Here is a 19810-nt window from a genome sequence, read left to right as displayed (position 1 = left end):
CTGGCCAGCAGCCATCTCGTGTGAAGGTCTCGTGACGACCAGTCCCGGCCTGGCCGGCCAGGGCTGTGTCACTTCTCGCTCCGGCAGCCGTCTACGTCACAGGCATTTGGTGGCATGGTCTGCGTCTTTGCGGGCAAGCGGCTCTGGTGTCATGCGCGCCTGCAGAGTTGGTCTTCCAGGTGAGCTCTGCCCTGAGCCGGGCCGGCTTTCATGTGCTGGGTGATGCGGACACCGGTGTTCCGGGGCTGCGTGTGGTCGAAGTGGCCACGGGCGCGGTGGTCAGCTGGGCGGCCTCGGACGAGTTCATATCGCTGGCTCGCCACCGAGGCGGCCGCGCTGCGGGCGACGACAGCATGAAAGTGATCGTGCAGGCCGCAGTATCAGGGTTGCTGGCCCAGCTCGGACACACCGTCACAACAACGTCCGACGGCAGTGATCTTCTCGTGCTCGCCGATGCGGTGGCCGCTGCCCAAACGCCGCGGAGCTAGACCCGCAGCTATTGCTCGCTCATGCCACGGCGCAGGCCGGGCATACGAGACACATGCGCCCAGCCACGTAGAAGGCGCGGGCACATCCGGTGGGCACCGTGGCCATGCCGGCTGAAGGAGGTTGACCAGTGGACCTGACCGAGTTGCTCGCAGACGCCATGCGGCGCCAGCGCCTGAGTGCCGAGGCGCTCGCCTATGCGACCGGCATCCGTGTCCCTCGTATCAAAGCGTTCGTCGAAGACGGAGCCGTCGGACCGATCCGCCCGACGGCCGAAGAACTCACGGAACTCGCCCAGGCGCTTTCCCTGCCGCTTCCCAACGTGCTGGCGGCGAGCCAGGACCGTCGCACAGTGGCCGCCGCGGGCCACCCAGTGTGATGCACCAGCCAGGCGCGAAAGCCGCACAGATACCGTGCCGGGGCCCTCATCGGGTACTCGCTGCGGCATGGGATCTTTGAGCTCACCGGTGCTGCTGTTGCTGTTCGCGGCCAGTGCGGCCGTCATCTGGTACGCGGGTATCAAGCTGTCCGACAACACCGACGTGCTCGCCGAGCGCCTTCACCTGGGCAGCGCGCTGGGCGGGCTGATACTCCTCGCGATCGCCACCAACCTCCCGGAGATCGCCATCACCATCAGCGCCGCCCTGGCCGGCCAGCTCGATGTCGCCGTCGGCAACATCCTCGGCGGCATCGCCATCCAGACCGTCGTCCTGGCGATCCTGGACGCGGCCGGTGTACGGCCACGTGCCCCGCTGACCCGTCTGGCCGCCAGCCTCCAACTCGTCCTGGAGGGCGCGCTCGTCGTGGTCGTCCTGGCCGTCGTCGTGATGGGCACCCAGCTCTCACCCGGCCTGCACGCCGCCCGCCTGGCCCCCGCCTCCCTGGCGATCGCCGCGATCTGGCTGATCGGTCTGATGCTGCTCAACCGAGCCAGTCGCGGCCTGCCCTGGCGAGAAGGTGGCGACGCGCCCGACAGCCAGCCTGAACCACGCGGCCACTCCAAGGGCAAGAAGGAGAAGGCCGCCACCGAGCAGGGCGTTGGCACTGGCCGTGCCGCTCTCATCTTCGGTGCCGCGGCCCTGGCCACCCTCGTCGCCGGCGTCATCATCGAGCGCAGCGGGGAGGAGTTCTTCGCCCGCCAGGGCCTCAGCGGCGTGCTCTTCGGAGCCACGGTCCTGGCCGCGGCCACCTCCCTGCCCGAGATCAGCACGGGCCTGGCCTCCACGAAGCTGGGTGACTACCAGCTTGCTGTCAGCGACATCTTCGGCGGCAACGCTTTCCTGCCCGTGCTCTTCCTCCTGGCCACCGTCATCTCCGGCAAGCCGGTCCTGCCCGCGGCCCACGACACCGACATCTACCTCACCGCGCTCGGCATTATCCTCACCGTCGTCTACATGGTCGGACTCATCTTCCGCCCTCGACGCCAGTACGCGCGGATGGGCGTCGACAGCATCACCGCGATCGTCATCTACCTCATCGGCATCGCCGGGCTAGCCACCATCGCCACCTGATCCACCCTCCCGTGCGCTGAACAACTCGCGGCACTCTCCCCGCGAATCGGGCAGACTCCCCTCAAGTTCACGGCCGCAGCGCACCAGGATTGCGCGAACCTGTCCGTTTCCCGTGTCCAGGGACAGCATGATCGACACAGCGATCTGCGACGGCGAACCAGCAGCTGCGGCAGTCCGCCGGCAGCGACGGTGTCGTTCGTGTCCTACCTGTCCAGCACCAGCCAAAGGGCTGACCGACGCATGCCCGTTCGAAGCACCGTACGCCCGCGACGCTAAAGCAGACCTGACCGACTGACGACGTCGGTTCCGGCCCACGTCGAATAACGCGAGCCGGAGCCAAACGGGACACGGGAAGGTGATGGTGGTCAGTCCACGGACCGCACGGTGGGCATGGCGAGGGCGACCGGTCCCGTGCCGGAGCCGCTCTTGCAGGAGTCGTGGCAGTCCTTCTCCAGGCTGCAGCACAGTGAGCAGATCGCCCCGGCGTGGAAGGGGCAGTTCGCCACGTCCGGCCGCTCGAAGTCGGTCGTGCACACGGTGCAGGTCAGCATGGCCGCGGAGGGCAGGCCGTCCGCCCCGAGCAGCGGCTCCTCCAGGTCGTCGACGCGGGCGATGTAGTACTTGCCCTTCGTGAGCACCGCGAACAGCGGTGAGAGGACCATCGCGAGGAACAGGGCGATGAAGGGGGAGTATGCCTTGCCGTAGTCTCCGAACGCCTCGAAGTAGGCCGCGATGGAGACGGCCGAGGCAATGAGCATCGATCCGAAGCCGACCGGGTTGAAGTTGTACAGGTGCGCGCGCTTGAACTCGATGTACGAGGGACTGAGCTTCAGCGGCTTGTTGATGACGAGGTCGGCGACGACCGCGCCGATCCAGGCGATGGCGACGTTGGAGTAGAAGCCGAGGACGGTGTTGAGGAAGCCGAAGACGCCGCCCTCCATCAGGGCCAGCGCGACGCCGACGTTGAGGAAGATGTAGACGACCCGGCCTGGGTGGCGGTGGGTGAGGCGGGAGAAGAAGTTCGACCAGGACAGCGAACCGGAGTACGCGTTCGTCGAGTTGATCTTTATCTGGGAGAGGATCACGAAGAACGTGGCCAGGCCCAAGGCGACGGGTGCGGCGAAGGTCTTGAAACCGTGGACGTACTGCTGGATGGGCTCGTTGGCCTTGGACAGGCCCACGCTGCCGGCGATGTAGAAGGCGAGGAAGGCCCCGCCGATCTGCTTGGCCGCGCCGAGCACCACCCAGCCCGGGCCGGCGGAGAGGACGGCCCCCCACCACTTCCTGCTGTTCTCGGGCGTCTTGTCGGGCATGAAGCGCAGGTAGTCGACCTGCTCGCCGATCTGCGCGATCAGCGACAGGGCCACGCCCGCGCCCGCGCCGACGCCGAGCATGCTGATGCTCGAGCCGGTGGGGGAGTTGCCGGCGAAGTGCGTGAACCGCGAGAACTCGTCCGGCTCCTGGATGGCGAGGGACACGAACGGCGCGACCATCAGCACCAGCCACACCGGCTGCGTCCACACCTGCATCTTCGACAGCGCCGTCATGCCGTAGATGACCAGCGGCAGAATGATCAGCGAGCAGATCAGATAGCCGACGGCGAGCGGGATGTGCAGCCCCAGTTCCAGGGCCTGGGCCATGATCGAGCCTTCGAGGGCGAAGAAGATGAAGGTGAAGCTGGCGTAGATGACCGAGGTGAGCGTGGATCCGAGGTAGCCGAAGCCGGCGCCCCGGGTCAGCAGGTCCATGTCGATGGAGTACTTCGCCGAGTAGTACGAGATCGGGATGCCGGTCAGGAAGATGACGACCGCGGCGGCGAGGATCGCGATCATCGCGGAGGAGAAGCCGTTGGAGATGGCGATCGAGCCGCCGATGGCGAAGTCGGCGAGGTAGGCGATGCCACCGAGTGCCGTGGTGGCCACCACGTAGGGGGTCCAGCGGCGGAAGGACTTCGGCGCGTAGCGCAGGGAGTAGTCCTCCAACGTGTCGTTCTGCGCCCAGTTGTTGTACGTCCGTCCGCCCGTACTCGCCGGCGGTGCTTCCTTGTCGACGATTTCCGTCACGACATTCCCTCTTCCCAGCACTGGGGACGACCCGGGCGACCCCGGGTGATTGCACGGAAGAGTCACGCCGCACTGTTTCTTGAACGTTTCGCTTCCTTTAAGGGGAAGGTCTTTAACTGGCCTTTATTCGATGCGCGTAGATAGCACGCCAACAGGAGCGAAACCGCGTGGGCCGGGGCGCCCGTCCATGGGCGACCGCGGCGAGCGAAGGGCCCGATTGAATACGGATGCCTCGCATCCGCCAGATGCTTCCCGTAGAAAGTATTTCTGTGGCAGGGTAATGTCAACGGCAGGGAGCGGGGTCAGAGTTGGGTGACGATGTGGAAGTCGAAGGCATCCGCCCGTGCCAGGTACAGCCGTTGGGTGAGATGGTTGCCGCGCAGCCGCAGTGCGCCGCGCGGGCCCTCGTAGGAGACCGTTTCGCCCACCGTGCACATCGCCCGCACGTCCAGCGACCGCGCCCGCTCGGCCAACGCCGCCAGCAGGCGCACCCCTTCGAAACACGACTCGCCCAGACTGCCCACGACAGGGGCATCCACACCGAACCGCGCCGCGTAACGGGCGCTGAAGTCCAGGCTCTCGGCGGTCGCGAGCGTCTCGAAGAAACCGGCCGTCGCCCACAGCCCGTCGGTGGCCTCGGCGCCGGTGGCCAGTAGGATGTTCTCATCCATATGGGTGCTCAGCCGCAGACACCGCTGGTGAAGGCCGTACGCGGCGAACGCCCGGTTGAAGCGTGCCGCGTCGTCGCCGACCAGCAGCATCAGCACCGCGTCCGCCTCGCACCGCTCGATCCGGCGCAGCACCGGCCCGAACTCATGCGTCCCCAGCGGCACGAAGACCTCGTCGCGCACCAGACCGCCGCACGCCCGGACGTATCGCCGTGCGGCGCGGGCGGTCACGCGCGGCCACACATAGTCGTTGCCCACCGTGCACCAGCGTCGCGCGCCGGTCGCCTCGGCCAGCAGCCGCATCGCCGGCAGCAGTTGCGCGGCATCGGTCTCGCCCGTCAGGAAGACCCCGGGTGTGCGCTCGCCGCCCTCGTACTGGGCTGTGTAGACGTATGGAACGCGGCCCGCGATCCGCGGCAGCAGTGCCTGGCGCACGGCCGAGGTGTGCCAGCCCACCACCCCGTCGACGGCGCGCAACGACACCAGGGCCTCGACCTCGGCCGCCACCCGCTCCGGCGATGCCCCGCCGTCCACCGTGCCCAGGCGGACCTCCCGGTCCAGCACGCCGCCCACGGCGTTCAGTTCCTCCGCGGCCAGTTGTGCGGCCAGCTCGCACGACGGGCCGAAGACCCCCGCGGGTCCCTGCAGCGGCACGACCAGGGCCACGACCAGCGTCGTGCTCGAATCGCCGTTCCCTCTGGGTACCGGATGCACAGACCACCTCCGTGAGGGCACTGGGGGCGCGGATCCCGGTCCGGGCCCCGGCACCCTCGCGGAGGCTCGTAATCTGCCCGAACGCTAGACCTATCGGAAGGACACCGGCAATGCCCTCCGAACCCTCCTCCCCGGACCTTGCCCACCTCCTCAGTCACGCCGAGCGACGGCTCGGCCGGCGCTTGGCCGCGGTGCTGGCCGAGGAGGACTGCTCGGTGGAGGAGTGGCGCGTCCTGTCGGCCGTTGCCGACGGGCAGGGCCACCCGATGTCCGAAATCGCCGACCACGCCCTCATGCCGGCGCCCACTCTGACCAAGCTCGTCGACCGCATGGTCGCCGGCAACCTGGTCTACCGTCGGCCCGACCCCGACGACCGCCGCCGCGTCCTGCTGCACCTCACCGCCCGCGGCCGCATCCTCCACCAGCGCGCCGCCCACCGCGTCCACTCCGACCAAACCCGGCTTCTCGACGCAATCGGTGACCAGGGAAAACTCGCCCAGCTCCTGCCTCTGCTCGCGGCAACGGTCGACGGGTTGCCTGGGGTGGCGCCCAGCAGGCCGCACAGTTGAACTTTTCGATCAATGGCCGCGGCCTCGTCCCTGTGTGGCGAAGTTGGGCCTGCGCTTCAGCGTCTTGGCGGCCGCGCGAACGAGTTGGACGACTGGGTTGGCGTGACAGTCGGCGGGAGGGGTGAAGCCTTGCGCGCGCTCAGAGGGGGAGCGCGGCCAGGGTGCGGGCGGGATGACAGGGGCCGAGGAAGACGATGATGCCCCTGCCCTCAGGAGAGGGGTGCGTGGCCTGGGTCCAGCCCTGCCGGCGGTAGAAGGCAACGGCGCGCGGCGAGCGGAGGCGGCGCTGGTGATTCGAGCGATGCTCGGTCATGAGCTGCGGGGGCGTGTCAGTCGGGGCCATTGCTGGGCCACCTCGTGGTGGCACACCCGAAATAGGAGGATCTGTTGGAGGACGTCGGGGAGATGCGCCGGGCACCTATCGCACGTCCGGGGACCTCTCGGACTGCTACTGGGAACGAAGGTCGGGGGCACCATCGACAACCAGTTCGCAACGTCCGCGCAGACGATCACGGTGACGGTCGCACCAACCGACGGTCAGTTCACCACGCAAGGGTGCGGGACCTGGAAGCCGGTGAAGTAAGGAATGCAACACAGCTGGAGTTGACACAGAATCGAGCTGGAAGAGGCCGACGGTGTCCGAGGCCCGGATCATCTCGAAGGCCTGCTGGTCGTTCAGGCTGACATGGTCGGGGTTGTCGAGATCGAGCAGGCGTCCGGCTGTGCGGCGGATCTCGGCGACCGCGTACGCCATCGCGGACTGCATGCGCACGCCCAGGACGTCGAGTTTCAGGAGACCGAGATCTTCGACGTCCTCCTTGTCGGCCTGCACCGTCGGGTATCCGGCCGGGGTCGGCTGCACCGGAAGCCGGTCCGGCAGCGCCGCGTTGGACAGGATCACCCCGCACGGGTGCATGGCGTAGCCGCGGGACAGCGCGTCCAGGCCTTCGGCGAGCTCCCACAGCGGTCCGAACCTCCCCGCCGGCGAGGCGAGTTGCCGCAGCTCCGGCAGTTCGGCCAGAGCACCGCGAATGTACCGGGCGCGGAGGTGCGGAAAGCTCTTGGCGATCTCACCGACGACCTGCGGCGGAATCCCAAGGGCGAGGCCGGTATCCCGGAGTTCCCTATTGGATTGGCGTGTTGAAGCCAATCAAGAAGGATGCACTCGCGGTGAGTTGGCGTGTGTTCTGGGTACCGCCGGACGCGGCACGGGGCGGAGGACGCGCTGGTCTGCGGGAAGCAGAGGTAGGAAGGGAGCGGAGGAAGGAGGGTGGCGGAGGAGGAGGGCGAGGTGCCGGGCGGGCGGTGGAACCAGGGGGCGAGCAGGGAAGCGGGCGGCGTCAGTTGATCTGGGCGTACTCGCGGAACTCCCAGTCGGTGACGTGCTTGTGGAAGCGGGCGAGTTCGTCGCGCTTGAAGATGAGGAAGGCGTCGACGAAGGACTTGCCGAGGATGTCGGTGAGGTGGTCGTCGGCCTGGAGGGCGTCGAGGGCCTGGCCGAGGTCGGTGGGAAGCTTGGCCGCGGCTCCGGTGTCGGCGGCGTGGCCGGTCGCCGGGGCGGGGGGCTCCGCGGCGGCGGTGATGCCGAGGTGGATGGCGGCCAGGAGGCCCGCTATGGCGAGGTACGGGTTGGCCGTCGCGTCGCCGAGGCGGACCTCCAGTCGGGAGGCGCCACCGCGCTCCGGCGGGATGCGCACCATCGCGTTGCGGTTGTCCAGGCCCCAGTTGATCAGCCAGGGGGCGGTGGTGTCCGGGCCGAACCGCTTGTAGGAGTTGACGGTGGGGTTGAGCAGCGCGGACAGGGCGGGCGCGTGCGTGAGGACACCGGCCAGGGCGTGACGGGCGGTGGGCGACAGGCCATGCGCCTCGTGGGGGGCGTCGAAGGCGTTGGCCCCGTCCGCGTCGATGAGGGAGACGTGCAGGTGGAATCCGGACCCGCCGCCGTCGTTGAACGGTTTGGCCATGAAGGTCGCCAGTCGGCCTTCGGCTCGGGCCAGCTCCTTGACGGCGGCCTTGAACCGGAAGGCACGGTCGGCGGCGTCCAGGGCCTCGGAGTGGTTGAGGTTGATCTCGAACTGCCCGCCATCGAACTCCCGGTTGCCGCCGCTGACGTCCAGGCCGAGCGCGTGCAGGGCGCGGGCGGTGCGCAGGAGGTGTCCGTCCGGGTCGGCCTTGCGGCCGGTGGTGTAGACGTTGCCCGGGGCGGGGGCGTAGCGCCGCCACCCGGTAGGTGTGTCGGCGTCCGGCTCGAGCAGGACGTATTCCAGTTCCGGGCCCACGATCGCCGTCAGGCCCGCGTCGTTCAGGCGGGTGAGGACCTGGCGCAGCAGGTCCCTGGGCGATTCGGGCACGCTCTGGCCGGTGGCCGGGTCCAGGACGTCGCCGATGCACCAGGCCACGTTCGGCTCCCAGGGCAGCGGGACGACGGTGTCCAGGTCCGGGCGCACGAGGATGTCCGGCATGCCCGCCTCCAGACCGCCGGCCATGTTGGAGTGATCACCCAGGGCGCCGGTGTGGTAGACGGCGCGGCTGAAGGCGAGGCCGTGTCCGGCCGCGTGCGGCAGATGGTGAAGCAGGATGTCCCGGCTGCGGTCGGAGCCCATCAGGTCCGGGTAGGTGAGGCGGAGGACATCGATCCCCTTGGCGTCCAGCGCTTCCATCGTCTGTCGGACCTGAGGGTCTGTGTGGGCGCTCAAGGGATGCTCCAGTGGTGCGGCGGTGAGTTGGATATTGTCCGCTTTGCCCGCGCGGTTTCTGGCGGCTTGGTTCCGGCCGATGGCGCCACGGGTAATCATTTGACACCAAACGATAAGAGTCGAGTGCACCGGCCACAAGAGGGTCACGTGAATTCTGCCCACTTCCGTCCATGACTGAAGGCCACTGGGTCGAGTGGCTGGGGGATACATTTGGCTGCAAACGAACATGCCGGCGACCCAGCGCCGCCCCACTCGAAGGAGGAGCCTGTGCCCGGGCCCCGCCGATCCATCACCGAGACCGAGCAGGCCATACAGCAGCGGCTCGGCGGCCTGACGCTGCAGCGCGAGGCCATGGCGGCCGTAGGCAACATCCACCGGGCCGCCGCGGCCGTCCGCCAGCATCTGGAGAACTCGGTGCTGCGCCCGCACGAGCTCACGTGGACCAGCTTCGTCGTGCTGTGGGTGCTCTGGATCTGGGGCGAGGCGGAGACCTGGTCGGTCGCTGAGGAGGCGGGCGTCTCCAAGGGCACCCTGACCGGCATCTCCCGCACTCTCGAGTCACGCGGCCTCGTGGCCCGCTCACCCCACCCCGAGGACCGCCGCCGGGTCCTGCTCTCCCTGACCCCCGAAGGGGAGAAGCTCATGGAGGAGCTGTTCCCGGCCTTCAACGCCGAGGAGGCGTTCGTCTCCGCCCCGCTGAGCCCCGACCAGTGCCTCCAGCTCGCCGACAGCCTGCGCTCCATCGTCAGCCGGCTTGAGGAGCACGGCGAGCAGCGGCGGCGGGAGTTGCTCGCCGGCGAGGACCTGGCCCCGCGACGCTCGGGTCGCCGCCCGCGCCCGTAGTCGCGCCGCCGGGGCTCCGGTTGTCCGCGATGCGCCCCCTCCACTGCGGGCTCGCGCCCATCGTCGGAGTTGCGCGTGCGCCCTCCCGGCCTGCTGGTCACTCTGTCGCGGCAGGGTGATCCCCACCTATAACGTTTGGGACCAAATAAAAGCGCCGAACCCCTTGACGCCCCAGCGACCCGCGCTGTTTATTTGGGGCCAAATGAAATGGAGGTGGGGACGTGACCCGCGAGCCCCAAGTCGCTGTGATCGCCGGGGTGACCGTTGACACCCGGCACTGGATCGGAGGCGAGCGTGTCGCCTCGACCGAGACGTTCGCCGACATCTCGCCGATCGACGGCAGCGTTCTGGCTGAGATCTCCCGGGGCACCGCGATGGAGGCTGCGGCCGCGGTGGCCGCCGCGAAGGCCGCGTTTCCCGGCTGGGCCGCCACCTCGCGCGCCGAGCGCGCCCGGATCCTGCACGCGATCGCCGATGGTGTGGAGAAGCGGCTGGAAGACCTGGCGATAGTCGAGACGTGCGACAACGGCGCCCTGCTCCGCTCCCACCGCCGCGGTGTCATGCCTCGCGTCGCGCACAACTTCCGCTTCTTCGCCGACTGCCTGCTGACGCTGGATCACGAGGACTTCGAGACCCGGGGCCACACCAACCACGTCAGCTGGGACCCGGCCGGCCCTTGCGTGCTGATCACTCCGTGGAACGCCCCGCTGATGCTGGCCACCTGGAAGGTCGCCCCGGCTCTCGCCGCCGGCAACACGGTGGTCCTCAAGCCCGCCGAGTGGTCCCCGCTGACCGCCTCGCTGCTGGCGGACATCGCCGCTCAGGCCGGTCTCCCCGCCGGAGTACTGAATGTCGTGCAGGGCTACGGCTCCGAAATCGGTGACGCGCTGACCTCGCACCCCGACGTACGGCGCATCAGCTTCACCGGCTCCGTGCCCACCGCCAAACGGATCTCGGCCTCGGCCGCAGCCAATCTCACCCCGCTCAGCCTCGAACTGGGCGGCAAGTCACCGCTGCTGGTGTTCGCCGACGCCGACCTGGACCTCGCCGTCGACCTGGCCGTCGAGCAGTACGACAATGCCGGGCAGGTCTGCCTGGCGGGCACTCGGCTGCTGGTCGAGGAGTCGGTCGTCGAGGACTTCACCCGCCGCTTCGTAGAGAAGGCGAGCGCCCTGAAGCAGGGCGACCCACGCGATGAGGCCACCGACATCGGCCCCAACATCCACTCGCGGCAGCTGGAGAAGATCGACGGTTTCGTGCAGCGGGCGCTCGCGGCCGGGGCCCGCGCGGTCATCGGCGGCCACCGCAAGGACGGGCAGTACTACGCACCGACCTTGCTCACGGACGTCGCCCAGGACTCGGAGATCGTGCAGGAGGAGGTCTTCGGGCCGGTCCTGACCCTGCAGACCTTCGCCACCGACGATGACGCCGTCCGGCTCGCCAACGACACTCGCTTCGGGTTGGCCGCCACCATCGCCACCGGTGACCCGGAGCGTGCCGAACGCGTCAGCGCACAGCTCGTCGCGGGGACCGTCTGGATCAACTGCTTCTTCGTCCGCGACCTTCAGGCCCCGTTCGGTGGTTCCCGGCAGTCCGGGGTCGGCCGGGAGGGCGGCACCTGGAGCTTCGACTTCTACTGCGACGTGAAGAACACCGTCACCGCCCCGAACGGATGGAAGAACCATGGGTGAGATCGTCGGGGCGGGCCTGCTCGCCCACGTCCCCACCATCGTGCTACCCGAGGCCGACCGGCTGGCGCTGAACGAGGGCAAGGAGATCACCCTCGTCACCGGCCTGGAAAAGCTCCGCAGGGACGTCTTCGAACGCGATGCCGCCAACGAGTACGACACCGTCATCGTCCTCGACTCCCACTGGGCGACCACGGTCGAGTTCGTCGTGACCGCGCAGGACCGGCGGGCGGGCCTCTTCACCTCCGAGGAGCTGCCGCGCGGCATGTGCCGGATGCCGTACGACTTCCCTGGAGACCCCGAACTCGCGCACAACATCGCCTCGTTCGCCGACAAGCACGGCACCTGGATCACCGCGATCGACGACGGCTACCTGCCGATCTACTACGCCACCATCAACCTGTGGAAGTTCCTCGGCGAGGGACTGCCCGACAAGCGGTGGGTGACCATCGGCGTCTGCCAGAGCGGCGACATGGAGGACCACCTCCGCCTCGGCCGCGCACTCGCGGACGGTATCGCCGCCACCCCCGGTCGCCGTGTGCTGCTGATCGCCTCCGGCGCCCTGTCGCACACCTTCTGGCCTCTGCGCGAGATCCGTGACCACGAGGCCAGCGACCCCGCCCACATCTTCACTCCCGAGGCCCGCGCGGCCGACGAGGAACGGATCGCCTGGTTCAAGGAGGGCCGCCACGACAAGGTCCTGGACACCATGGACGAGTTCTGGAAGTACAAGCCGGAAGCGAAGTTCTTCCACTACCTGATGATGGCCGGCGCCCTCGGCGAGCAAGCCTGTGTCGCCAAGGCCCGCCAGTACGGCGAGTACGAGAACTCCGTCGGCACCGGCCAGGTCCACCTCTGGTTCGACCGCCCGGCCGACGGCTGGACCGGAACCGGCCTGCCCGCCTCCCCGTCCCCCCGCTCTCCGCACAGCCGTATCTAGGAGTCCCACCGTGCCCGAATACCGCCGTATCCTCCTCGAGGGTGCCGCCGTCCAGGTCACCGTCGCCAGTGACGAGCTGGTCGCCGGCGACGGCCGCCGCGTCAAGATCGACGAGGCGCACCATCTGCCGCCGGTGGTCCCGTCCAAGGTCATCGCCGTCCACCTCAACCACCGCAGCCGCGTGGAAGAGTTCGGGATCGATCTTCCGGCCACCCCCACCTACTTCCACAAGCCGACCTCGTCCCTCAACTCCCACAAGGGTGCGATCGTTCGTCCCCAGGGCTGCAAGTGGCTCAACTACGAGGGCGAGGTCGCCATCGTCATCGGCAGGACGGCACGCAACATCTCCCCGGCCGAGGCGGGCGAGTACATCGCCGGCTACACCATCGCCAATGACTACGGCCTGCACGACTTCCGCGACACCGACGCCGGCTCCATGCTCCGCGTCAAGGGCTCCGACACCCTCTGCCCCCTGGGTCCCGGCCTGATCACCGACTGGGACTTCCACGGCAAGGCGCTGCGCACCTACGTCAACGGCGAGGTCGTCCAGGACGGCTCGACCGACGAGATGCAGTGGGACATGCACTACCTCGTCGCCGACATCGCACGTACCATCACCCTCCACCCGGGGGACGTCCTGCTCTCCGGCACCCCTGCCAACTCGCGCCCCGTCCGGACCGGCGACATCGTCGAGGTCGAGGTCGAGGGCCTCGGCCGCCTCACCAACCACATCGTCACCGGCCCGACGGCCATCCGTACCGACGTCGGTGCCCAGCCCACGGAGTCCGAGGAAGTCCTGTCCACCGCCCTCGGCGGCGACTGGGAGTTCCGCGGCATCCGCCCACCCAAGCGCTGAGCCCGAACCACGCCGACACGCGAGATCACCGAGGAGTGACGAGATGGACCTGACCAAGTGGCTGGCCGAGGCGGTCGCGTCGAACGCCGAGTGGGCGAAGACCTTCGGCCCCTTCGACCCGCACCCGGCGCTGGCTGTCGACGACAGCCGGTTCGCCGCCGCGTTCGAGGTCTTCACCGAGCGGCTGAAGGACAACTATCCCTTCGGCCACCCCCGCTACGCCGGCCAGATGCTCAAGCCGCCGCACCCGGCAGCCGTGGTCGGCTACCTGACCGCGATGCTGATCAACCCCAACAACCACGCCCTGGACGGCGGACCCGCCACCGCCGCGATGGAGCGCGAGGTGGTCCAGCAGCTCGCCACGATGTTCGGCTACGACGCCCACCTGGGGCACCTGACCACCAGCGGGACCATCGCCAACCTCGAAGCCCTCTTCGTGGCCCGCGAACTGCACCCTGGCAAGGGGATCGCTTACAGCACCGAGGCCCACTACACGCACGGCCGGATGTGCGGCGTCCTCGGGATGGAGGGCTTCCCCGTCCCCACCGACGACCTCGGCCGCATGGACCTCGACGCGCTGGAGGAACTGCTGCGCGGCGGGCGGGTCGGCACCGTCGTCCTCACCACCGGCACGACCGGGCTCGGTGCGATCGAGCCGGTCCACGAGGCGCTGAAGCTGCGTGAGCGGTACGGAGCGCGGATCCACGTCGACGCCGCCTACGGCGGATTCTTCACCCTGCTGGCCGGCGCGGACGGTCCCGAGGGCCTGCCCGCCGAACCCTGGCAGGCGGTCTCCCAGGCCGATTCGATCGTGGTGGACCCGCACAAGCACGGTCTGCAGCCCTACGGCTGCGGCGCGGTCCTCTTCCGCGACCCCTCCGTCGGCCGGTTCTACCTGCACGACTCGCCGTACACGTACTTCACCTCCGACGAACTGCATCTGGGCGAGATCAGCCTGGAGTGCTCCCGGGCCGGTGCGGCGGCTGCCGCGCTGTGGCTCACCTTCCAGTTGCTGCCGCCTACGCGCGAGGGGCTGGGCCAGGTGCTGGCGGCCGGCCGGCGCGCGGCGCTGCGCTGGGCGGAACTGATCGAGGGCTCCGAGGACCTGGAGCTCTACCAGCCCCCGCAGCTCGATATCGTCAGCTGCTTCCCGGTCACCGCTGGCCGCACCCTCTCGGAGATCGACGCGGCCAGCAACCGCATCCTGCAGGAAGGGATGACCGACAGCCAGGACCCGGTCTTCCTCAGCACGCTCCGCGTCGGCGCCGAGCGCTTCACCACCCGCCACCCGAAGATCACCGCCGACGCCGACGGAACGCGCATCCTGCGCAGCGTGCTGATGAAGCCCGAATCCGAGACCTACGTCGAGCACCTGCACCAGCGCCTGGAGCAGCTCGCCCGCTCATGAACACCTTCCGGCGCCACGGGCTCACCGCGGCCCCGCACAGCGGTGAGCCGTAAGCCGGGCGCCCGACCCGAACCTCACGCGACGCGCGCCCCTTCTGCTTTCCCCTTCTTCCGCCCGCAGCGTCTGCCGCAGGTGGCGTGCCCCGCCCCTGCTGATCTCTCTGGAGCGTGACGACATGGCCAGTGTCCGTGGCTACTTCCACCCCAAGACGGCGACGGGCGCCTCGTCGCTGATCCCCTCCCCGCCGTGGCGCTACTCCGGCGACCTGCTCACCATCGAGTACCGCACCGACCCCGCCCGGGTGCGGGAACTGCTGCCCGAGCCCCTGGAGCTCGCCGACGAGGACCCCGGCGCGGTGGCCCTGATATGGGCCGACTGGCAGTCCTGCTCGGCATCCGCTGACGAGCTGCTGGACCCGGTGCTCTCCCAGTACAAGGAGGCGTTCGCCGTCGTCCGCTGCAAGTACAGGGACCAGACCTACACCCGCTGCGTATACATCTGGGTCGACAAGGACTTCGCGATCGCCCGCGGTCTGCACCAGGGCTACCCGAAGAAGCTCGGCTCCATCCACCAGACCCGCCCGCACCCCTACGGCCCGGCACCCCGGATCGAGGCCGGTGCCCGCTTCGGCGCCACCCTCGCCGCCGCCGACCGGCGCCTGGCCCAGGCAGTAGTGACCCTGCGCGAGCCGGCGGAGACGAACGGGTTCGTCAACGCCCACCCGATGGCCCACCACCGCTGGCTGCCGTCCATCGAGAAGGGCAAGGGGCTCGCGCTGGACGAGCTGATCGAGACCGGCGCCGCCTCCTTCGAAGGCGGGCAGCCCTGGGTGGGGGACGCCGAGCTGGAGCTGTTCGAGGCACCCACCGAGGAGCTGGCCCGCCTGGAGATCCGCGAGCCGATCGCTGCGTACTACCGCCAGGTCGGCGTCGTCTGGGACGGCGGCCGACTGCTGGAGTCCGGCACCTCCGGCGCAGAGTGACGGGGCAGCCGGGGACAGCATGCGCAACGTCACCCACCAGGAAATGCTGACGCAGGCCAAGGAACTCCGCCTGCCCACCCAGCATCACATCGACGGCCGGGCCGAAAGCGGCAACGGCGCCACGTTCGCCGTCGTCGCTCCCCGAGACGGCCACATCCTCACCCACGTGACCGACGCGGGCGAAGCCGAAATCGATCTCGCGGTCGCGGCCGCACGCCGCGCCTTCGACTCCGGCCCCTGGCCACGCCTGGCCCCCGCCGATCGCGGCCGGATCCTGATCCGCACAGCCGAACTTCTCGAAGAGCGGCGGGAGGAACTGGCGCTCACGGTCAGCCTCGAGATGGGCAAGCCCATCACCGACGCGTACGACATCGAACTGCGCGCCGTCATCAATACGTTCCGCTGGTACGGGCAGCTCGCCGACAAGCTCACCGACGAGTCTCCGCACACCTCCCCCGACGCCCTCGCCCTCGTCACCCGGGAGCCGGCCGGCGTGGTCGGCGCGGTCGTACCGTGGAACTTCCCACTGACCCTGGCCGGCTGGAAGGTCGCCCCGGCCCTCGCCGCGGGCTGCACCGTCGTACTCAAGCCGTCGGAGAACTCACCGCTGTCCGCCCTGCTCCTGGGACGGATCGCCACCGAGGCCGGCCTGCCCCCGGGCGTCCTCAACGTCGTCACCGGAGACGGCCCGACCGCCGGACGGGCCCTCGGCCTCCACCCCGACGTCGACGTCCTCGCCTTCACCGGTTCCACCGCCGTCGGCCGCCACTTCCTGCACTACGCCGCCGACTCCAACCTCAAGCGCGTCTGGCTGGAACTGGGCGGCAAGTCGCCCAACATCGTCCTCCCCGACGCCCCCGACCTGGAGAAGGCCGCCGCCACCGGCGCCTGGGGCATCTTCTTCAACCAGGGCGAGATGTGCACCGCCCCCTCCCGGCTCCTCGTGCACTCCTCCATAGCCGAGCAGGTCACCGAGGCCGTCGTCCGGCGGGCGCGGGAACTCCGGGTCGGTGACCCGCTAGACCCGGCAACAGAGATGGGCGCCCTGGTCTCGCAAGCCCACCTCGACCGCGTCCTCGACCACATCGCCACCGGCCAGGCAGAGGGCGCCCGACTGCGCACCGGCGGCGAGCGCACCCGGACCGCCACCGGCGGCAGCTTCCTCCAGCCCACCGTCTTCGACCGCGTGGACCCCGGCATGCGACTGGCCCGCGAGGAGATCTTCGGCCCCGTCCTGTCCGTCCTCACCTTCGACGACCTCGACGAGGCGGTACGGCTGGCCAACGCCACCGAGTACGGCCTCGCCGCCGGCCTGTGGACCTCCGACCTGTCCACCGCCCACCAGGTCTCCCGCGCCCTGAAGGCCGGAACGGTCTGGGTCAACTGCTACGAAGAGGGCGACCTCACCGTCCCGTTCGGCGGCATGAAGCAGTCCGGCAACGGCCGCGACAAATCCGCCCACGCCCTGGAGAAGTACACCGAACTCAAAACCACCTGGATCCAGCTGTGACCCGCCCCCTGATAGCCATACCGGCCCGCTTCTCCGCCACCGCCTCCGCCCTGCGCTACACCGCCGAGGTCAACGCCCGCGCCCTCGTCGAGGCCGTGTGGCGGGCCGGCGGCGAACCGGTGAGCATTCACCCGACCGACCCAGCCGAAGAGGACATCGCCCCCCGACTCGCCCGCTTCGACGGCGTCCTGCTGCCCGGCGGTGGAGATCTCGCCCCCCACCGCTACGGTGCCACCGACGCCCACGACACCGTCTACGACGTCGACGACCTCCAGGACGCATTCGACCTGGAAGTCGCCCGCGTGGCCCTGGAGTCGTGGATCCCGATGCTGGCGATCTGCCGCGGCCTGCAGGTCGTCAACGTCGCCCTCGGCGGCAGCCTCCACCAGGACATGGGCGGCCCAGGCCACGAGCACCGCCATCTGCTGCACCCGGTGGCCATCCGCCCAGGAACGCGGACGGCGCAAGCGCTGGGCGCCGACAAAGTCGAAGCATCTTGCTACCACCACCAACGAGTTGACCGCCTTGGCAACGGCCTGATCGCGGCAGCCACAGCCGACGACGGCACCATCGAAGCCCTCGAACTGCCCTCCTCACGAAGTTGGTTCACGGCCGTGCAGTGGCACCCGGAGGACACCGCGTCCACAGATCCCTCCCAGCAGAACCTGTTCGACACCCTGGTACGTCATGCCGACTCCGGCTGAGCAGCCCGGATGGCGCTCCTGCAGCCCGCCGCCAGGCGGAGACGGCCAAGGCGTCGCGGCGAACCTCGCCACCGAGGCGCAGGCGCCACCAGACCTCGGTGAGTGAAGCACGGCACGGAACCGCCGCGGTCGCCGGCTTGCACAACGACGGCAGTGGCGAGCCCCGACGCACCGCTCCGGGGCCTCGACCGGTCCCGGACCGCCCCTGAGGGCCGACGCCCTGATCGCGGTTATCGGCGCACTCACCGCCGTGGCCCCCTTGGCCACGGACATGTACGTGCCCGGCTGCCCCGAGCTGGGGCGGGCCCTGCACGCGACGGAGTCGGCCGTGCAGCTGTCCATGACTGCCTTCCTGGCGGGGCTGGGGGCCAGTTCGTCATCGGGCCGCTCAACGACAGTCTCGGCCGCCGCCCGGAAGGATCTGATGGGGCTCGGGACGGTGCTGCAGGTCCTGCAGCACGGCGGAAGCGACCCCGCGTACTTCGTCTCGGAGTGCGCGGTGTTCTTCGACGAGGAGGCCGATCAGTGACCCACCCGACGGTCCTCCCGGTCGGGCCCGTGCTCACGCGCCGGGCCCTGGGGGCGCTGCCCCTGGCGGCCGGCCGCTGTCTGGTGGCCGCCTACGCGACACCGGTCCCCTTCCACGACTACGAGGTCTTCACCGACCTGGGCGTGGTGACCGGTATCTACCTGGTCACCGATGCCGAGAATCACATCCGGTGGCTCGGGCAGGCCAGTCGCGACGACGACCTCGGTGCGCGCCTGGGTGAGCATACGCGGAACCCGCACAAGCGAGCCGTCTTCACCCATGTACGCGTACTCCACCTCGAAGATCGCACCCCGGGCGACACGCTCAACGCCATCGAGGGAAAGTGCGCAGACCGGCTCAATCTTCGCGGCGCCATGAACCCACGGGTATGGCCTCGAGCGGATGAGTGGCTGCGACTCGTGGCGTAGTTGAGCACCACGAGCGCGGCGGGTCATGTTCCGACCCGCCGCGCGATCCTTCACAACCCTCCTCCCGGGCGACTCCGGGGGAGTGTCAGGCGGCCCGCTCGACGTCGTCCTGGTCGAGAGCGGGTTCGTCCTTCCTGGGCGCCGGCACGGCGCCCTCGGCCTGCTTGAGGGCCTGCCGCGCGGCGACCAGATCGGCGCCCTCCACGCCGTGCTACTTGCGCAGCCTCCAGTGCTCGTGTCCCTGAGAGGGTGTTTTTGATCCCCAGAGCTCCGTGATCTATGGAGCCCAGCGGATGCGGAGGAGTCTCGGTGATGACGTACTCTCCCGTGATGACGGAGACGGTGGTCTGCTGGGTCCTGGTGCACATGATCAAGGGGACCGCGAGGCGCGGCGGCGACCACACTGACAAGCTGCGCGAGCAGATCGACGGTAGTACGGGCCGGAAACACCTGCTCAGGGGTAGTTGATGTTGCGCCGGAATGGACAGCGCTTGCATCATCCCTGGATGGACGACACGCCGAGCAAGTTCCCAGCCGCCCTGCCCAGGCTGCGTGCGGCGGCACGCGAAGCCGGTTTCACCATGTCATGTGAGGAGCGAACCGGCAGCTTGCTGGCCGTACTAGCGGCTGGCCGGCCTGGTAGCCGCATTCTCGAACTCGGCACGGGCGTGGGCGAAGGCACTGCGTGGCTCCTGAGCGGGATGGATCAAGCCTCGCGTCTGACCACGGTCGAACTCGACGCCGCTGTCCAGCAGGTCGCTCGCGAGCAGTTGGGGTCTGACCCTAGGGTGACCTTTGTAGCCGGAGATGGTGGCGCGTGGCTGGAGGCGTACGAAGGGGAGTCCTTCGACATGGTGTTCGCGGACACGTGGCCTGGCAAATTCACCCACCTCGAACGGGCCTTGGAACTCGTTGCTCCCGGCGGCACCTACCTGATCGACGATCTCTTCCCTCAGCCCGGTTGGCCGGAGGGCCATGACTCCTCGGTGAAACGTCTGCTGGGCGCACTGGAGGAACGTCAAGATTTCCGATCTGTCCGCCTGGCGTGGGCCAGCGGGCTCCTCATGGCAGTTCGATCAGCCTGATCCTGGGATTTAACGGCCGAAGGAGTGGTCGTTCGGGGAGACCGGGCTGCGGCAGACAGATTGCTGCCGCGAGTCGGGCGCCGCATCATCAGCGTGATGAGTGCCCAGGTCAAATGAGTCTTGGAGTGCT

General features: G+C 69.0%; 19 protein-coding genes and 2 pseudogenes. 16 read left to right on the top strand and 5 right to left on the bottom strand.

The window, feature by feature from the left end; all coding sequences use genetic code 11:
- Nucleotides 1-179: 179 nt before the first annotated feature.
- The 3 genes from ABZ876_RS12400 (at nt 180) to ABZ876_RS12390 (ending at nt 1997) form a co-directional block, all read left to right on the top strand.
- Nucleotides 180-488, top strand: coding sequence for a hypothetical protein (locus ABZ876_RS12400; protein ID WP_361778419.1), 309 nt, complete (start codon nt 180-182; stop codon nt 486-488).
- 128 nt (nt 489-616) lie between these two features.
- A complete protein-coding gene (locus ABZ876_RS12395) occupies nt 617-865 on the top strand; it encodes an XRE family transcriptional regulator (RefSeq protein WP_361778416.1) in 249 nt (82 codons plus the stop codon).
- A 67-nt stretch (nt 866-932) separates the two neighbouring features.
- On the top strand, nt 933-1997 hold the full coding sequence (locus ABZ876_RS12390) for a hypothetical protein (RefSeq protein WP_361778413.1): 1065 nt from the start codon (nt 933-935) through the stop codon (nt 1995-1997).
- A 365-nt stretch (nt 1998-2362) separates the two neighbouring features.
- Here the strand turns inward: ABZ876_RS12390 and ABZ876_RS12385 are convergent, their stop codons facing one another.
- Together ABZ876_RS12385 and ABZ876_RS12380 are read right to left on the bottom strand one after the other, a co-directional pair.
- Complete coding sequence (locus ABZ876_RS12385) at nt 2363-4060, bottom strand: hypothetical protein (protein ID WP_361778410.1); 1698 nt, start codon at nt 4058-4060, stop codon at nt 2363-2365.
- Between the two features lie 302 nt (nt 4061-4362).
- The gene (locus ABZ876_RS12380; protein WP_361778407.1) at nt 4363-5442 is read right to left on the bottom strand and encodes a substrate-binding domain-containing protein; all 1080 of its coding nucleotides are present in this window, start codon (nt 5440-5442) and stop codon (nt 4363-4365) included.
- Nucleotides 5443-5552: 110 nt separating this feature from the next.
- Here ABZ876_RS12380 and ABZ876_RS12375 point away from each other — a divergent pair, with 110 nt between their 5' ends.
- Nucleotides 5553-6011 carry a MarR family winged helix-turn-helix transcriptional regulator gene (locus ABZ876_RS12375; protein ID WP_361778404.1) on the top strand — a complete coding sequence of 153 codons (459 nt, stop codon included), beginning with the start codon at nt 5553-5555 and terminating at the stop codon, nt 6009-6011.
- Nucleotides 6012-6150: 139 nt separating this feature from the next.
- Here the strand turns inward: ABZ876_RS12375 and ABZ876_RS12370 are convergent.
- The 3 genes and pseudogenes from ABZ876_RS12370 to ABZ876_RS12360 form a co-directional block, all read right to left on the bottom strand.
- Nucleotides 6151-6291: pseudogene (locus ABZ876_RS12370) on the bottom strand (GNAT family N-acetyltransferase); the annotation flags it as partial.
- A 168-nt stretch (nt 6292-6459) separates the two neighbouring features.
- Nucleotides 6460-7131: pseudogene (locus ABZ876_RS12365) on the bottom strand (hypothetical protein); the annotation flags it as partial.
- 220 nt (nt 7132-7351) lie between these two features.
- Complete coding sequence (locus ABZ876_RS12360) at nt 7352-8707, bottom strand: glutamine synthetase family protein (RefSeq protein WP_361778401.1); 1356 nt, start codon at nt 8705-8707, stop codon at nt 7352-7354.
- Nucleotides 8708-8974: 267 nt separating this feature from the next.
- Between ABZ876_RS12360 and ABZ876_RS12355 the strand changes: the two genes are divergently transcribed.
- From ABZ876_RS12355 to ABZ876_RS12300, 12 genes are all read left to right on the top strand, one after another.
- A complete protein-coding gene (locus ABZ876_RS12355; RefSeq protein WP_361778398.1) occupies nt 8975-9550 on the top strand; it encodes a MarR family transcriptional regulator in 576 nt (191 codons plus the stop codon).
- A 221-nt stretch (nt 9551-9771) separates the two neighbouring features.
- Complete coding sequence (locus tag ABZ876_RS12350; RefSeq protein ID WP_361778395.1) at nt 9772-11241, top strand: aldehyde dehydrogenase; 1470 nt, start codon at nt 9772-9774, stop codon at nt 11239-11241.
- Nucleotides 11234-12178: a 3,4-dihydroxyphenylacetate 2,3-dioxygenase gene (locus ABZ876_RS12345; RefSeq protein WP_361778393.1), complete on the top strand. Its 945-nt coding sequence runs from the start codon at nt 11234-11236 to the stop codon at nt 12176-12178. Before ABZ876_RS12350 ends, ABZ876_RS12345 begins: the two co-directional genes overlap by 8 nt.
- A 10-nt stretch (nt 12179-12188) precedes the next feature.
- On the top strand, nt 12189-13034 hold the full coding sequence (locus ABZ876_RS12340; protein ID WP_361778390.1) for a fumarylacetoacetate hydrolase family protein: 846 nt from the start codon (nt 12189-12191) through the stop codon (nt 13032-13034).
- A 43-nt stretch (nt 13035-13077) separates the two neighbouring features.
- Nucleotides 13078-14442 carry an aminotransferase class I/II-fold pyridoxal phosphate-dependent enzyme gene (locus tag ABZ876_RS12335; RefSeq protein WP_361778387.1) on the top strand — a complete coding sequence of 455 codons (1365 nt, stop codon included), beginning with the start codon at nt 13078-13080 and terminating at the stop codon, nt 14440-14442.
- Nucleotides 14443-14617: 175 nt separating this feature from the next.
- A complete protein-coding gene (locus ABZ876_RS12330) occupies nt 14618-15424 on the top strand; it encodes an acetoacetate decarboxylase family protein (RefSeq protein WP_361778384.1) in 807 nt (268 codons plus the stop codon).
- Nucleotides 15425-15443: 19 nt separating this feature from the next.
- Nucleotides 15444-16934 (top strand): aldehyde dehydrogenase, encoded by a 1491-nt coding sequence (locus ABZ876_RS12325; RefSeq protein WP_361778382.1) that lies wholly within the window; start codon nt 15444-15446, stop codon nt 16932-16934.
- Nucleotides 16931-17638 carry a gamma-glutamyl-gamma-aminobutyrate hydrolase family protein gene (locus ABZ876_RS12320; RefSeq protein WP_361778379.1) on the top strand — a complete coding sequence of 236 codons (708 nt, stop codon included), beginning with the start codon at nt 16931-16933 and terminating at the stop codon, nt 17636-17638. Before ABZ876_RS12325 ends, ABZ876_RS12320 begins: the two co-directional genes overlap by 4 nt.
- Before the next feature lie 250 nt (nt 17639-17888).
- The gene (locus ABZ876_RS12315; RefSeq protein WP_361778377.1) at nt 17889-18167 is read left to right on the top strand and encodes a hypothetical protein; all 279 of its coding nucleotides are present in this window, start codon (nt 17889-17891) and stop codon (nt 18165-18167) included.
- Complete coding sequence (locus ABZ876_RS12310) at nt 18164-18595, top strand: hypothetical protein (RefSeq protein ID WP_361778374.1); 432 nt, start codon at nt 18164-18166, stop codon at nt 18593-18595. Before ABZ876_RS12315 ends, ABZ876_RS12310 begins: the two co-directional genes overlap by 4 nt.
- Nucleotides 18596-18907: 312 nt before the next feature.
- On the top strand, nt 18908-19063 hold the full coding sequence (locus tag ABZ876_RS12305) for a hypothetical protein (protein ID WP_361778371.1): 156 nt from the start codon (nt 18908-18910) through the stop codon (nt 19061-19063).
- Nucleotides 19064-19101: 38 nt separating this feature from the next.
- The gene (locus ABZ876_RS12300) at nt 19102-19680 is read left to right on the top strand and encodes a class I SAM-dependent methyltransferase (RefSeq protein WP_361778368.1); all 579 of its coding nucleotides are present in this window, start codon (nt 19102-19104) and stop codon (nt 19678-19680) included.
- Nucleotides 19681-19810: the final 130 nt, after the last annotated feature.

Source organism: Streptomyces sp. NPDC046931, assembly GCF_040644655.1.
GTDB lineage: Bacteria > Actinomycetota > Actinomycetes > Streptomycetales > Streptomycetaceae > Streptomyces.
The sequence above is the reverse complement of the archived record's forward strand: the minus strand, read 5'-3'. Positions and strand labels throughout refer to the sequence as shown.